Origin of the sequence: Bifidobacterium sp. W8104 (assembly GCF_016100735.1) — a bacterium.
In the GTDB taxonomy this organism is placed as follows: domain Bacteria; phylum Actinomycetota; class Actinomycetes; order Actinomycetales; family Bifidobacteriaceae; genus Bombiscardovia; species Bombiscardovia choladohabitans.
This window is the reverse complement of record NZ_JACFRW010000001.1, coordinates 1,489,308-1,503,498: the sequence shown is the minus strand read 5'-3', so window position 1 is coordinate 1,503,498 and position 14,191 is coordinate 1,489,308. Positions and strand designations below refer to the sequence as shown.

Sequence of the window (14,191 nt, the reverse complement as noted above, 5' to 3'; positions counted from 1 at the left end):
GTCCGGATGAGATCCTGCGCCGATCACCTGCCTATGTAGGGCTCAGTTGTGGAAGCCTGAGTAGTTGGGGGCCTCCTTGGTCATGACGATGTCATGGGGATGCGATTCACGCAGACCGGCATCGGTGATCCGAATGAACCGGCCCTTGCGCTGCAGCTCGGGGATGGTGCGGGCACCGGTGTAGAACATGGTCTGGTGCAGGCCGCCGACCAGCTCGTAGAGCACGTAATTGAGCGGACCGCGGTAGGGCACCTCGCCCTCGACGCCCTCGGGCACCACCTTGTCGGAACTGGTCACGTCGGCTTGGAAGTAGCGATCCTTGGAGTAGCTCTTCTTGCCGCGCGGAGCCATGGCACCAAGCGAGCCCATGCCCCGATAGACCTTGTACTGCTTGCCGTGCAGGAGGACCTTCTCACCAGGGGCCTCCTCAGTACCCGCCAGCAGACCGCCCAGCATGACCGAATCGGCTCCGGCCACGATGGCCTTGGCTATGTCACCCGAGTAATGAATTCCACCGTCGGCCACCAGAGGAATACCGGCAGGGCGGCAGGCCAGGGCGGCATCGTAGACGGCGGTCAGCTGGGGCACGCCCACGCCAGCCACCACGCGGGTGGTGCAGATGGAGCCGGGGCCCACGCCGACCTTGACCGCGTCAACGCCGGCATCGATCAGCGCCTGGGCACCCTCGCGGGTGGCCACGTTGCCGCCGATCACATCCACATGGTCGAAGGCGTGATCAGCCTTGATCCTGCGAATCATGTCCAGCATGAGCTTGGCATGGCCATGGGCGGTGTCCACTACCAAAATGTCTACCCCGGCATCGGCCAGGGCGGTGATGCGCTGCCAGGCGTCACCGAAGAATCCGACGGCGGCGGCCACGCGCAGACGGCCGCGCTCATCCTTGGTGGCTTCGGGGTACTGCTCGGTCTTGACGAAGTCCTTGACGGTGATCAGCCCGGTCAGCTTGCCCTCGTCATCGACCAGGGGAAGCTTCTCCACCTTGTACTTGGCCAGAAGCTGGTGGGCATCCTCCTTGGTGATGTTGGACGGACCGGTGATCAGGTGATCCTTGGTCATGATGTCGCTGACCTTGAGCCGGTCGAAGTCGGCGGGATTGACGAAGCGCATGTCACGGTTGGTGATGATGCCCACCAGCCGCTGCCGACGATCCACCACAGGCAGACCGGAGACCTTGTAGGTGGAGCAGAGCTTGTCCAGGTCGGTCAGCGTGGCATCCGGGGTGACGGTCAGGGGGTCGGAGATCATGCCGGACTCGGAGCGCTTGACGATGTCGACCTGATTGGCCTGATCTTCGATGCTGAGATTGCGGTGGAGGACGCCGATGCCGCCGTTACGGGCCATGGCCACAGCCATGGTGGCCTCGGTGACCGTGTCCATGGCGGCCGAAAGAACCGGGGACTTCATGGTGATGTTCCGAGTAAGCCGGGTGGTGGTGTCTACCTCGGAGGGGATGACATCGGATTCGTTGGGCAGCAGAAGGACGTCGTCATAGGCCAGACCGATTTTCTGGAAGGCGTCGGGCAGTTGAGTGTAGGAGGAGGGTTCGCTTTGTGGGTTTTCCATAGCCATAGCACCATGCTACAAGTGCTTCTTGACCGTTAAGAGTATCGTGTCCGTACTGTTTCATCCAGCGAATCAGCTGTCCTCATTGTTATCGTGGCGGCTCCTGCGATGCCAAGGCGGTCTGGCAGCGTGCTGCGAGCCCTGGGCGGCGAGAAGGGCGTTCTCGCGTCTGATTTCGGGAAGACGACGGCGGTAGTAGGGGTAGAGGGTGGCGAAGGTCAGCAGTACGGCGGCCAGAGCCAGACCAATCAAGACATATCTCAGACGGAAGAAAAGAATAAAGAGCGAGCCGAAGGCGATCAAGGCGGCCCAGCCCCAGAGAATAAGGACAGCGGAACGAACCGTGTGGCCTATGCGCAGCATTCGGTGGTGTAGGTGCATGCGGTCGGGGTGCATGGGTGACTGCCCGTGGCTGAGCCGCCGGACGATGGCCAGGCACATGTCCAGAACAGGCAGGAAAAGCACCAGGATGGGCAGAAGAATGGGCATGAAGGCCGGCAGATAGATACTGGCATGAATAGTGGCCGGATCCAATCGGCCGGTGACCACAATGGATGCGCAGGTGATCAGGTAGCCCAGCAGCATGGACCCTGAGTCGCCCATGAAGAGCTTCGCCGGATGCCAGTTGTGCAGGAGGAATCCCACGCAAATGCCCACCATGGCCACGTCAATCAAAGTGGCCAGGGAGGCGTAGTCGGGTGAGATGCGGGCGATGATATAGGAGTAGATGGCGAAGGCGATGCCCCCGATAGCCACGATGCCTGCAGCCAGGCCGTCCAGTCCGTCCACAAAGTTGACCGCGTTGATGGAGGCCACGATCAAAAACGCTGTGATGGCCATGGACAGGCTGGGCGAGGCCGCCACAAGGGATCCCAGCGGCAGGGAGATGATCTGGATACCACCCCAGGAGACGAAGACCGAAATCAGCAGCTGGCCGGCCAGCTTGAGCATCCAATCCAGGTCCCAGAGGTCGTCGGCTATGCCCAGCAGGCAGATGGCCACGGCCCCGGCCAGGATGACCCAGGCCTGATGGCCGGACTGGAAAAGACCTGTAATAAAAGGAATGCGGGAGGCGAAGCACATGGCCACGGCAAAACCGATCAGCATGCCCAGACCACCCATCCGAGGGGTGGGCACCTTATGTACGTCGCGAGCGCGGACCACACCTACTGCACCAACCCGGATGGCGAGATGACGGACCATGGGCATGACCAGCCAGGTGGCCCCGCCAGCGATGGCAGCGATGAACAGGTATACCCTCACTGACCCTCCCCTCCGCTGGAGCGGCTAGACAGAAGGGCACGGACCCGGGCCTCGCCGATTACACCCTGCCGCAGCACATGTATTCCGTCAGGATCAGTCTTGTCGGCTTCCACCACCGTGCTGGCCACTGAACCCGGGGTCGCCCCCCCGTCCAGGTAAAGGTCGACGCTGTCACCCAGTTCGGCTCTGGCCTGTTGGACGGTCTCCACGCTGGGATTGCCCGATCGGTTGGCGCTGGAAGCGGCCAAAGGCCCGGTCACCTGCAGGAGCGCCCGACAGATGGGCGAGTCAGGAACTCTGACGGCCTGGGTGGGACCATCGGGCTCCATCCGAGGGGTGCGCAGGGGGCAGGACCTCCCCACAAGGGCTATAGGCGAAAAGGGACCCGGCAACAGGGCGTCGGCCAGGCGATCCAGAGGCGCAGGCAGGCTAAGATCCAGCCGGTCCATGGCCTCGACCCCCTCCAGCAGCACCTGGATGGACTTGGTCCTGGGACGATGCTTGGCCTGGAAGAGCCTATCGATGGCCGCATCATTGCATGGATCACAGACGATGCCATAGACCGTGTCGGTAGGAATGACTGCCAATCCTCCGGCAACCACCACCTGGGCCAGCAATTGCGGCGAGCGACTGTCATAGGTCATCACCCGGCTCATACCCTACATCACGACCTTTCGGCTCGACATGTTCATGCGACCAGCTACCAATCTATCCCAGGACCATGGCAGGCCGCCAGGCCGTCAGATAGCGGTCGCGGCCAGCCAGATCCTGATGAGTACGTGCCCGAACATACCCCCGCTCCAGTGCAGCAGCAACCATGGCCGGCCCCTGGGAGGCATCATGTTCCATGACCAGCAGACCGCCGGGAGCCAGCAGCACCATGGCCCTGTCCAGAATGCGGCAGGGCAAGAGACACCCGTCAGGCGAACCGCCATAGAGGGCCAGGTCCGGATCCCAGTCACGCACCTCAGGCTGGCTGGGAATCGCATCCATGGGAACGTAGGGAGGGTTGCTGATGACCAGATCCACCCGGCCATCCAGATCAGACAGGGTGGTGGCATTTGCGGCATCGGCCAGCATCAGCTGATAATCGGATCCAACCTTCCGGATGGCAGCCTCCTGAGCGGCGGCATTCAAGGCGCCCCACCGATACGCCTGCTCGTCTACCTCCACGGCCCTGACCCGCGCTCCTGGAACCTCGGTGGCCAAGGACAGGCCGATGGCCCCGCTGCCTGAGCACAGGTCCACAGCCAGCGGATGATTCACTCCGGTCAAGGCGTCCACTCCCGCCTGGACCACCGTTTCGGTCTCAGGACGGGGAATAAAGACCCCCGGCCCCAGGCGGAGATCCAAATAACGGAAGTAGGCATGGCCAAGAATGTACTGCAAGGGTTCGCGTCCGGTTCGCCTCTGCAGATGGGACCGATAACGTTCCAGGGCCGCCGACTGAAAGCCACCAGCCTGTCTGCGACCACCTTCATTCGTCAACAGTTCCTCAGCTGTCCGGTCCAAGAGCAGAGCCTGATCCAGCTGATGCAGATCGCACCCAAGGGCATCGGCAAGCAGCAGCCTGGCGTCATTGAGCGGAGTAGGCACACCGGCCTGGGCCAGCAAGTGATGACCCATGTCAACCAGCTCGGCCAGACTGGTCCCATGCTCCTGCTGATTCACCCCTGTGAAGCCATTCTGCGGGCCTCATCGGCCTGGATATCGGAGTCGATGACGGCTTGCAGGTCGCCATCCAGCACCTGTTCCAAGTTGTAGGCCTTGTAGCCGGTGCGGTGGTCCACAATCCTGCTCTCGGGGAAGTTGTAGGTCCTGATGCGCTCGGACCGGTCCAGGGAACGGACCTGGGAATGACGCATGTCGGCGGCCTGGGCGGCCTCCTCCTCGTGCTTCATGGCCAGCAGACGCGACTTGAGCACCCGCAGGGCAGCCTGACGATTCTGTATCTGGGATTTCTCATCCTGCATGGAGACCACGATGCCGGTGGGAATGTGGGTCATGCGCACAGCGGAGTATGTGGTATTGACGGACTGTCCTCCCGGGCCGGAGCTCATGAAGATGTCGACCTTGAGGTCCTTGGGGTCGATCTCGATCTCGTCGTCGTCCTCGTCGGCCTCTGGAAAGACGATGACTCCGGCAGCTGAAGTTTGAATGCGGCCCTGGGACTCGGTGACGGGAATGCGTTGGACCCGATGGACACCACCCTCGTACTTAAGGGAAGCCCAGACACCGTCGGCCGGTGCCACCTGGCCGCGAGCGCGAATGGCCAGCTGAGCATCCTTGACCCCGCCCAGCTGAGTGCGGTTCTCACTCATGATCTCGGTGGTCCAACCACGTTTTTCGGCATAACGCACATACATGCGCATCAGATCGCCAGCGAAGAGGGCCGCCTCCTCGCCGCCACTGCCGGCCTTGATCTCCATGATCGTGTCGCGGCCATCATCTGGGTCGCGCGGGATAAGCGCGGTACGCAGGGTCTGCTCCAGGTCCGGTATCCGGTCAGCCACGGCCTTGGCCTCTTGCGCGAAGTCAGGATCCTCCCGTGCCATCTGTTCGGCCGCCTGGCTGTCCTCCAAGGCGCTTTGATAGGCCTTATAGGCTTCAACGATGGGAGCGAGCTCAGCATGTCTGCGGCCCAGCTTGCGGATCTGCGCCGGATCTGAAGCCGTTTCGGGCTGACTCATCTGCTTTTCCAGGCGACCGTACTCCTCGACGGCAGCCACCGCCGCCGGAAACTGCTCCTCGCTCATCTACACCCTTCCCGTCCGCTCATCCGCATGGTTCAAGTCATAAAAAACGCCAGTCCCCACCGGGCATAGCAGAGCGACCCGGAAGGGACTGGCGTTGGAAGTGCTACTTGGTCCTCTTGCCGTAACGGGCTTCGAACCGAGCCACGCGACCACCGGTGTCCAGAATCTTCTGCTTGCCGGTGTAGAAGGGGTGGCAGTGCGAGCAGACATCAACCGTCATATGATCGCCGGGAGCGGTCGAACGGGTGATGAAGGTATTGCCGCACGAGCACGTGACCTCAACGGGATGATAATCGGGATGAATTCCCTGCTTCATGGTTACTCCTAGATTCAAGGGCCCCGGGTCGACCGCCCCTGTGGCGGACGTGAACCGGCAACCGCGTAATAGTCTAGCGCAACCCGGAGAGAATACGGCACCCTTGCGCCACACGCCGAATCAATCAACCAAGGTGGCTGGTCGAGCGTCCTTTAGAATCGAACAGTCGGGCCGACCGGCCCGGCGAGGCGACAAAGGAGGGCAGCAATGCAGCAGGAAGTGGCGTTCGTTACAGGGGCGGCTCAGGGGATCGGCGAGGCCATAGCCCGCCGTCTGGCCAAGGACGGGTTCGCCGTGGCCGTAGCGGACATGAATACAGACAAGGCCCAGACAGTGGCCGACTCCATCAAGCAATCAGGCGGACAGGCCATGGCCGTCACCCTGGACGTGACCGACCGTGTCCAGGTGCGCTCGGCGGTAGAGAAGACTGCCACCAAACTGGGCGACTTCAATGTGATCGTCAACAACGCCGGCCTGGGACCGACCACCCCCATCGATTCCATCACCCCGGAGCTGTTCGACAAGGTCTACCACGTCAACGTCGCAGGAACCATCTGGGGCATGCAGGCCGCCGTCCAGGCCTTCCGTGATCGGGGCCACGGGGGCAAGATCATCAACGCCACCAGCCAGGCAGGGGTGGTGGGCAATCCCAATTTGATGCTCTATTCCTCCACCAAGTTCGCCATCCGCGGCCTGACCCAGGTGGCTGCACGCGATCTGGCCAAGGAGAGCATCACCGCCAACGCCTACGCCCCCGGCATCGTCAAGACGCCCATGATGATGGACATCGCACATCAGGTCGGGGCCAACGCCGGCAAGGATGACGAGTGGGGCATGTCCACCTTCTCGGACGGCATCGCCCTGGGGCGGCTTTCCGAGCCCGAGGATGTGGCCAATGCCGTAGCCTTCCTGGCTGGGCACGACTCTGACTACATCACCGGCCAGACCCTGATTGTGGACGGCGGCATGCAGTTCCAGTGAGTTTTTAGCACGGATTCGCCCGCATATGATGGACCCTCGCCGATCGGCTCTGTCCGACAGCGAGGGTCCACGATCGTTCAGGGATTGTTCAGGCGTTGAAGACGTACTTGTCCAGACGGTCCATGGCCTCCTGGACACGGCTCAAAGGCAGAGCCAGGTTCATGCGGATGGCGCAGGGAGCCTTGAACTGCCGCCCGTCCTGGACGGCCACACCCACATCCCAGGCACGCTTGAGCAGCTGGTCCAGGCCCAGATCATGGTCCTTGCACCACTGCGTGCAATCAAGGAAGAGCATGTAGGTGCCCTGGGGCTTGGAAAGCTCGACTCCCTCGAAATGCTGCCGGATGTAATCGTAGGCGTAGTCCACATTCCCGGTCAAAACCTGCCGGAGTTCATCCACCCACTCCTGGCCTTGGGGCTTGTAGGCCCCGATCAGGGCATGCATGGACAGCACGTTCATGTCGTTGTAGTGGGCCTTGGACCCCTTGGCCACAATCCTGTCGCGCAGATACTTGTTGTAGATGATGTGGTAGGAGCCGACCAGCCCGGCCAGGTTGAAGGTCTTGCTGGGTGCATAGAAGGCAGCCGTCCTGTTGCGGGCATCCTCGCTGACCGATTGGGTGGGGATGTGCCTGTGGCCCGACAGGATCAGATCCGACCAGATCTCGTCGGAGATGACCACGCAGTCGTTCTCCTTATATACTTCCATGGCCTTCTCGATCTCCCACTTCTCCCAGACACGGCCGCAGGGGTTGTGCGGGCTGCAGAAGACCGCCACATGGATGTTGTTCTCCTTGAGCTTGCGGTCCATGTCCTCGAAGTCCATGCGCCAGACGCCCTGCTCGTCCTTCTTCAAGGGGCTGTGCACGATGTGGTAGCCATTGTTCTCGATGCAGGAGGTGAAGCCGACGTAGGTCGGGCTGTGGAGCAAAACCGCGTCGCCGGGAGCCGCGAAGGCAGTCAAAGTCGAGACAACCCCGCCCAGGACCCCGTTCTCATAGCCGATGTCCCCGGCCGTCAGGCCCTCCACACCATTGCGGGTGCGCTGCCAGTTGATGATGGCATCGTAGTACTCGTCAGTGGGATTGAAATAGCCGAAGGCCGGATGCTTGGCACGCTCGATGATGGCCTCGGGTATGGTCGGCACCGTGGGGAAATTCATATCGGCCACCCACATGGGGATGACATCGAAGCCCTCCTTGGGAGGGTCGGGGGCGAATCCAGGCTCGGCGCCCAGGCCGTCAACCGCGATTGCGTCCTTACCGTGCCTATCCATGATGCTGGTGAAATCGTATGTCATAGTCAACCTCTCATCCCGTGCAGATGCGCTCGCAGCGACCTTCCGCCAGTCTACAGCCGTGGGCTCCGTCCGAGTGTCTGCGTCCAATACGAAAGCAGCGATGCTACTATCTGGCTTTAGTCAGTGGATGGGGTGACAGAATGAAAGCATCAAAGCCCGTTTCATCTTCTCTGCAGCTTTTCGTCCCGCTAGTGGACTTCCTGGGTAAAATCCTCGGACCCAAGACGGAAGTGGTGCTTCAGAACGTCAAGGATTTCTCGCATTCGGTGGTTGCCATCGCCAACGGCAATTTGAGCGGACGCACCATAGGCAGCCCCGCCACCGACCTGGTCCGGCACATCTGGCAAAACCACGAATACGACCAGCACAACTATCTGACCCATTACGCTGGCTACACCATTCAGGGGCATCCCGTGGTCTCCTCCACCCTGTTCGTGCGGAATTCCAGAGGCCGGGTGATCGGCTTTCTCTGCATCAATTTTGACAATTCCGCCTTTCGACAGGCCAGCCAAGAGCTCAGGCGGGCAAGCGCTTATCTGGACGCTCTGGGACTGGCCGATCCCACTGCCGAAATGAAAGACAATGAGGCCACGCCAGAAGAACCGGAGGCCGAGACCGGAACCGACCAATCGATCCATGAAGTCCTCTCCGTCAACGCAGACGAAGTGGTTACGCATAATATCGCCAAGTTCGCCACAGAGCTTGGTATTTCTCCGGCAAGGATGAACCTGCAGGAGCGAATGCAGCTTATTACACGACTGGATAGGTCAGGGGTCTTTCTGGTCAAGGGCTCAGTGGACACGGTTGCCCGGGCTCTAGGGATCTCCTCCCCCAGCGTCTACCGCTATTTGCATACGATACGCAATGCCGCTGTAGGCCCTGATCAGAGCACCTAGGCTCGCCCTGCTCAGCTTTGACACACCCCCTCCAGGGTGTATGATTGAAAACAGATATACGGGGGACGTATACACGATGGACCTACAGGGGCTGAATTATTTTCAGTCTCAGAGGAGATGTACATGCGTATAGTTTCCCGGCATATGCCGACGGCTCCGACTCGAGCTCGTCCCGTATTCTTTTCCCTGATAAATTCTCATACTTAGCGCTTCTGCGGAAACGCTTCCGGATTATTGCGACATGCGCAGATCTTATGGCTGTCTACGTATGCACGCTTGGGGCACCGAAAAGTGGATATACACCGAAGGTGTCCTGTGATCCGACATAAAAAACGCGCCTAGCTCTTTTCCCCCGGCTTACATGTGAAGCCATACATATTGCATCGGTGAATCATGGATGCTAGAGCTAGGCGGCGAGAGGATGGCCCCGACAATAGCCGGGGCTGTCCTTCTACTAAGACTATCAAGAAAGTTCGGGGCACAAAACCCTGACAAGCCCACTGGCAGTCATTGAAGACGTGAACCAGCATCGGGCTAAGTTACCCAATTGACTTTGAGATGAGACATCTTGGTCTCCCCGATTCAATCTATCAATAAAGCCCCGGAACTTTCAGGGTTCCGAGGCTTGCTTGTGTGGGGCCTCAGGGGCTTGAACCCTGGACCGAACGATTATGAGTCGTTTGCTCTAACCGACTGAGCTAAGGCCCCGCGCCGATCGTACCGGCCAGAGTCATGGTATCAAAACGACTCGTCATCAGCCAGGTCCGGGTCGTCGGACCTACTTGGTGACCTGATTGTAGACAGGCAGACCCATGTATCCGAAAGGAGCCTGGCGAACCTGCTTGCCGGCCACTGCCGAGACCTTCCTGTACCAGAGCGGCAGCACCGGAAGATCCTTGAAGAGCACGGCCTCGGCCTGGCGGTAATCCTGCATGGCTTCGTCCTGGTCGGTCTTGGAGGCGGCACGGGAAAGGATGGCATCATATTCCGCGCTCTTGTAGTCCCCATTGTTCAGTCCCTTGCCATCGGCCTGGCTGGAGGCATACCCCTGAACCAGGTAGCCTTCGGGGTGGGGATAGTCCGAGGTGATGCCCGAATTGAAAATACTGTTGACCTGACGGTTGTGAACCGCCGTATTGAATTCCTTGCCCGTCGGGAAGATATTCGGTGCCGTCTTGATGCCTAGAACCTGGGCGTACTCATGTAGAACCGCATCAACCCAGTCCTTGTCTGCCCCGTCGGCGCTGTAAGCGATGCGAAGCGTGCCCTCCCAGGGAGAGATGGCGTCAGCCTGCTTCCAAAGTTTACGGGCCTGGTCCGGATCGTGGTTCAGTACCTCCCGGCCTTTGATGTCGGAGGCATGCCCCCCGATGGTCGGGGCAAGGAAATCAGTGGCAGGCGTAACCGAACCAGCGAAGACCTTGTCTGCTATTTTCGCACGATCCAGGGCATATGACAGGGCCGCCCGGCGAAGGGCGCCTTCCTGCCCCTGGAAATGTTGCAGGCCTTGCGGGATGGTCAGGGAGCGGAAGGCCGGACCCGGCTTAATCAAAGGCTGCAGGCCCGAATCGGTGTGGAAGGTTTTCAGGCGGGAGACCGGAACCGTATCGAGCACATCCAGGTGACCGGCTTGGATATCGGCATAGGCGGCATCGAGGCTCTGGTAGTCCCTGAACTCCAGGCTTCCGTTCCGAGCCTTGCGAGGTCCCTTGTATGCAGGATCCTTCTCCAGCTTGATCCCCTGATTGGGCACCCATGATTTGAAGCGGTAGGGCCCGTTCCCGATCGGCTTCTTGCCGAAGGCCTTGATGTCCTTGTAGGCGGATGCCGGCAGCGGCAGGAAGGCCACATCTCCCACCTTGTAGGGGAAGGAGGAATCCGGCTTGTCCATGGTCACCTCCAGGGTCAGGTCGTCAACCACCCGGAGACCAGACAGAGAAGCCTTGGGGTCGCCATGCTCATCCTGCACCTGCTCGTACCCGGCGATGGTCGAAAACGCCGAGGCCCCCAGCTGTCCATTGGCCGCATTCGCCGCGAAGGACCAGGAATCCGCATAGGTCTTGGCTGTGATCTTCTCCCCATCGCTGAAGGTGAGTCCCGGTTTGAGGACAATCGTGTACCGGCTGGCATCCTCATTGGGAGTAATCGAGTCGGCCTGAAGCAGGGTCATCCCGCCCTTGGCATCGAAGGTGACCAAACCATCGAAGAGCTGGGTCACCACCTTCCAGCCTGCGGTGTCATTGGTGCTGGAGGGAATCAGGGGAGCCGTAGGCTCGGCATTGTTGACACTGATGGCGGCCTGTGGATCGATCCGGTCTTCTTGGGAAGCCTGGGAGGTGCCGCAGGCGCCCGCTGCCAGGACGAGCGGAAGCAACACTGCTGCGATGTAGGAACGAAGCTTGGTCATGATAGGACCCTTCCTGCCCGGTATGGGCCTTGTCACGAAAGATATAGTCAATCAGTCGATTGGGCGAGGATGCCGATATTCAGACCTGCCTGACATCCTGCCCGGATGCCAGCCGATCCAGGGCACCGGTGCTGCCGATGGCCCGGAAGAGGAACCAGCTGACCAGTCCAGCAAGAACCACTCCACTGATCAGCTCGCAGATGGTGCCGATGATCCCCCTCGGGCTGAGGAGGGAGACCCCCTGATAGTAGAAGGCCAGGAGAAAAGCGTTATAGACCAAGGCTATCAGGATACCCCCCAGAACGGTCGTTCCCAGGGTCCAGCGGCGGTAGCGGAATATTCCGAAGGCCAGTTCCGCGCAGAGGGCCTCGACGATGGCCTCCACCATAATCATCGGCACGTTATAGGCGTTGCCAGGCAGAATCTCGACCAGGACGCTGATGATGCCGACGTAGACGGCCGCGCCGGGCTTGCGCAGTATCAACAGGGACAGGGTACAGGGAAAGTAGAAGACCCCATGCAAAAGGGCCGCCGCCCCGGGAAGAAGGGCCGTCATCAGCGGGAATATCCACGAGGCGAGCAGGCTGGCCAACCAGTAAATCAACCCCGACACCGCGCCCAGGCCGGCGCCGACCGCAATGTCAAGCGGCCTCCAGCGCAACCGATGAGATGCGGAAATCCGACCCTGTTGCTGTTTCACCGTCATTGATACTCCCTTACGACCGCCATAGAACAGACGGTCCGTTCCTCATGCGCACAGCGATAGGAAGGAACCCACCCAAGCCGGCAAAGGCCCGTCCGGCGTTCCTTGACCTGCGCATGCCGGGCGGGAACGCCGACTCAAGGCTACCCCGACCAAGGCGGCAGGACCAGGGTCTGGTCATAGGTCTTGTTTATAGGCGGCCATCCGCCTGACTGACCTTGCTTATCAGCCCGGCGCATAAGTCAGAAGTTCCCACTACGATGAATGCAGTTTGCACTGTCTTTCTATGGTTCTGTGAGGTAGCTTCTTGGCCGAATTCATTTATCAGATGATCAAGGCGCGCAAGTCCTTCGGCGACCGCGTCATCCTGGACGATGTGACCCTGAGTTTCCTGCCCGGCGCCAAGATCGGCGTGGTGGGCCCCAACGGCATGGGCAAGTCCACCCTGCTGCGGATCATGGCCGGCCTGGACACGGTCAGCAACGGCGAGGCACAGCTCACCCCCGGCTATACGGTGGGCATCCTCCAGCAGGAGCCGCCGCTGGACGAGGACAAGACCGTGGGCGAGAACATCCGCATGGCCTTCGGCGACATCATGAGCAAGGTCGACCGCTTCAACCAAATCGGCGAGCAGATGGCCGATCCCAATGCCGATTACGATGCCCTGATGACCGAGATGGGCCAGCTTCAGGAGCAGATCGATGCCGCCAATGGCTGGGACCTTGACTCCCAGCTTGACCAGGCCATGGATGCCCTGCAGTGCCCCGACCCGGACACCCCGGTCTCGGTCATCTCGGGAGGCGAGCGCCGCCGGGTGGCCCTATGCCGTCTACTGCTGGAGGCACCCGACCTGCTGCTCCTGGACGAGCCCACCAACCACCTGGACGCCGAGTCCATCCTCTGGCTGGAGCAGTACCTGCACACCTACAAGGGTGCGGTCCTGGCCGTGACCCACGACCGGTACTTCCTGGACAACGTGGCCGAATGGATCTGCGAGGTGGACCGTGGCCACCTCTACCCCTACCAGGGCAACTACTCCACATACCTGGAGACCAAGGCCAAGCGTCTTGAGGTCCAGGGCCAGAAGGATGCCAAGCTGGCCAAGCGTCTCAACAACGAACTGGAATGGGTCCGCTCCTCCCCCAAGGCCCGGCAGGCCAAGAACAAGGCCCGCCTGGAGCGCTACGAACAGATGGAGAACGAGGCTCGGAACAACAAGAAGCTGGACTTTTCCGAGATCCAGATTCCGCCGGGACCCCGCCTGGGCTCCAAGGTGCTGGAGGCCGAGCACATCCACAAGGCCTTCGGCGACCGCGTTCTGATCGACGACCTGAGCTTCACCCTGCCTCGAAACGGCATTGTGGGCGTCATCGGACCCAATGGTGTGGGCAAGTCCACGCTCTTCAAAACCATTGTGGGCCTGGAGCCCCTGACCTCGGGCACCCTGGAGGTCGGTGACACGGTCAAGATCTCCTACGTGGATCAGAACCGCGAGGGCATCGACCCCGATAAGAACCTCTGGGAGGTGGTCTCCGGAGGGCTGGACTTCATCGAGGTCGGCGGCGTCGAGGTGCCCACCCGCGCCTACGTGGCATCCTTCGGCTTCAAGGGCTCGGACCAGCAGAAGCCGGCCGGCGTCCTTTCCGGAGGCGAGCGCAACAGGCTGAACCTGGCACTCACCCTCAAGCAGGGCGGCAACCTCCTCCTCTTGGACGAGCCCACCAACGATCTGGACGTGGAGACCCTGGAAAGTCTGGAGAATGCCCTTCTGGCCTTCCCCGGCTGCGCTGTGGTCATCTCCCACGACCGCTGGTTCCTGGACCGTATCGCCACCCATATCCTGGCCTGGGAGGGCACGGACGAAAATCCGGCCTCCTGGTACTGGTTCGAAGGCAACTTCCAGGCCTACCAGGAGAACAAGGTCAAGCGTCTGGGCGAGGAGGCCTCCAGGCCCCACCGCATCCATCGCAAGCTGACCCGCTGAA

General features: G+C 60.9%; 12 protein-coding genes and 1 tRNA gene. 3 read left to right on the top strand and 10 right to left on the bottom strand.

Features of this window, described 5'->3' with window-relative positions; genetic code table 11:
* Window positions 1-42: 42 nt before the first annotated feature.
* The 6 genes from guaB to rpmE form a co-directional block, all read right to left on the bottom strand.
* Entirely contained in the window at window positions 43-1,590 is a 1,548-nt protein-coding gene (gene guaB, locus H3U89_RS05880; RefSeq protein WP_029678705.1) for an IMP dehydrogenase, read from the bottom strand.
* Between the two features lie 66 nt (window positions 1,591-1,656).
* The gene (locus tag H3U89_RS05875) at window positions 1,657-2,847 is read right to left on the bottom strand and encodes an MraY family glycosyltransferase (RefSeq protein WP_198180317.1); all 1,191 of its coding nucleotides are present in this window, start codon (window positions 2,845-2,847) and stop codon (window positions 1,657-1,659) included.
* Complete coding sequence (locus tag H3U89_RS05870) at window positions 2,844-3,491, bottom strand: L-threonylcarbamoyladenylate synthase (RefSeq protein WP_232345556.1); 648 nt, start codon at window positions 3,489-3,491, stop codon at window positions 2,844-2,846. The genes H3U89_RS05875 and H3U89_RS05870 overlap by 4 nt, the downstream gene beginning before the upstream one ends.
* Before the next feature lie 64 nt (window positions 3,492-3,555).
* Window positions 3,556-4,473, bottom strand: a complete 918-nt coding sequence (gene prmC, locus H3U89_RS05865) for a peptide chain release factor N(5)-glutamine methyltransferase (RefSeq protein ID WP_198180599.1) — start codon at window positions 4,471-4,473, stop codon at window positions 3,556-3,558.
* A 41-nt stretch (window positions 4,474-4,514) separates the two neighbouring features.
* The gene (gene prfA / locus H3U89_RS05860; RefSeq protein ID WP_110413257.1) at window positions 4,515-5,603 is read right to left on the bottom strand and encodes a peptide chain release factor 1; all 1,089 of its coding nucleotides are present in this window, start codon (window positions 5,601-5,603) and stop codon (window positions 4,515-4,517) included.
* A gap of 103 nt (window positions 5,604-5,706) precedes the next feature.
* Window positions 5,707-5,919 carry a 50S ribosomal protein L31 gene (rpmE, locus tag H3U89_RS05855; RefSeq protein WP_015022244.1) on the bottom strand — a complete coding sequence of 71 codons (213 nt, stop codon included), beginning with the start codon at window positions 5,917-5,919 and terminating at the stop codon, window positions 5,707-5,709.
* A 207-nt stretch (window positions 5,920-6,126) separates the two neighbouring features.
* Here rpmE and H3U89_RS05850 point away from each other — a divergent pair, with 207 nt between their 5' ends.
* A complete protein-coding gene (locus tag H3U89_RS05850) occupies window positions 6,127-6,900 on the top strand; it encodes a (S)-acetoin forming diacetyl reductase (protein WP_198180321.1) in 774 nt (257 codons plus the stop codon).
* An 88-nt stretch (window positions 6,901-6,988) separates the two neighbouring features.
* Here the strand turns inward: H3U89_RS05850 and H3U89_RS05845 are convergent, their stop codons facing one another.
* Window positions 6,989-8,200: a MalY/PatB family protein gene (locus tag H3U89_RS05845; protein ID WP_198180323.1), complete on the bottom strand. Its 1,212-nt coding sequence runs from the start codon at window positions 8,198-8,200 to the stop codon at window positions 6,989-6,991.
* Window positions 8,201-8,340: 140 nt separating this feature from the next.
* Between H3U89_RS05845 and H3U89_RS05840 the strand changes: the two genes are divergently transcribed.
* Complete coding sequence (locus H3U89_RS05840; RefSeq protein ID WP_198180325.1) at window positions 8,341-9,096, top strand: helix-turn-helix transcriptional regulator; 756 nt, start codon at window positions 8,341-8,343, stop codon at window positions 9,094-9,096.
* 634 nt (window positions 9,097-9,730) lie between these two features.
* Here H3U89_RS05840 and H3U89_RS05835 read toward each other — a convergent pair.
* The 3 genes from H3U89_RS05835 to H3U89_RS05825 all read right to left on the bottom strand — a co-directional run bounded on the left by H3U89_RS05835 (window position 9,731) and on the right by H3U89_RS05825 (window position 12,209).
* Window positions 9,731-9,804 (bottom strand) — tRNA-Ile (locus H3U89_RS05835).
* Window positions 9,805-9,874: 70 nt separating this feature from the next.
* On the bottom strand, window positions 9,875-11,503 hold the full coding sequence (locus H3U89_RS05830) for a peptide ABC transporter substrate-binding protein (RefSeq protein WP_198180327.1): 1,629 nt from the start codon (window positions 11,501-11,503) through the stop codon (window positions 9,875-9,877).
* A gap of 79 nt (window positions 11,504-11,582) precedes the next feature.
* Window positions 11,583-12,209: an ECF transporter S component gene (locus H3U89_RS05825; protein WP_045935647.1), complete on the bottom strand. Its 627-nt coding sequence runs from the start codon at window positions 12,207-12,209 to the stop codon at window positions 11,583-11,585.
* Between the two features lie 304 nt (window positions 12,210-12,513).
* Between H3U89_RS05825 and ettA the strand changes: the two genes are divergently transcribed.
* Window positions 12,514-14,190, top strand: a complete 1,677-nt coding sequence (ettA, locus tag H3U89_RS05820) for an energy-dependent translational throttle protein EttA (RefSeq protein ID WP_198177384.1) — start codon at window positions 12,514-12,516, stop codon at window positions 14,188-14,190.
* Window position 14,191 lies beyond the last annotated feature (1 nt).

What these genes read in the sequence shown, in the direction of transcription:
- guaB (WP_029678705.1), bottom strand. Translation starts at nt 1,590, where the DNA reads ATGGCTATGGAAAACCCACAAAGCGAACCCTCCTCCTACACTCAACTG.
- H3U89_RS05870 (WP_232345556.1), bottom strand. Translation starts at nt 3,491, where the DNA reads ATGACCTATGACAGTCGCTCGCCGCAATTGCTGGCCCAGGTGGTGGTT.
- prmC (WP_198180599.1), bottom strand. Translation starts at nt 4,473, where the DNA reads ATGGGTCATCACTTGCTGGCCCAGGCCGGTGTGCCTACTCCGCTCAAT.
- prfA (WP_110413257.1), bottom strand. Translation starts at nt 5,603, where the DNA reads ATGAGCGAGGAGCAGTTTCCGGCGGCGGTGGCTGCCGTCGAGGAGTAC.
- rpmE (WP_015022244.1), bottom strand. Translation starts at nt 5,919, where the DNA reads ATGAAGCAGGGAATTCATCCCGATTATCATCCCGTTGAGGTCACGTGC.
- H3U89_RS05850 (WP_198180321.1), top strand. Translation starts at nt 6,127, where the DNA reads ATGCAGCAGGAAGTGGCGTTCGTTACAGGGGCGGCTCAGGGGATCGGC.
- H3U89_RS05845 (WP_198180323.1), bottom strand. Translation starts at nt 8,200, where the DNA reads ATGACATACGATTTCACCAGCATCATGGATAGGCACGGTAAGGACGCA.
- H3U89_RS05840 (WP_198180325.1), top strand. Translation starts at nt 8,341, where the DNA reads ATGAAAGCATCAAAGCCCGTTTCATCTTCTCTGCAGCTTTTCGTCCCG.
- H3U89_RS05830 (WP_198180327.1), bottom strand. Translation starts at nt 11,503, where the DNA reads ATGACCAAGCTTCGTTCCTACATCGCAGCAGTGTTGCTTCCGCTCGTC.
- H3U89_RS05825 (WP_045935647.1), bottom strand. Translation starts at nt 12,209, where the DNA reads ATGACGGTGAAACAGCAACAGGGTCGGATTTCCGCATCTCATCGGTTG.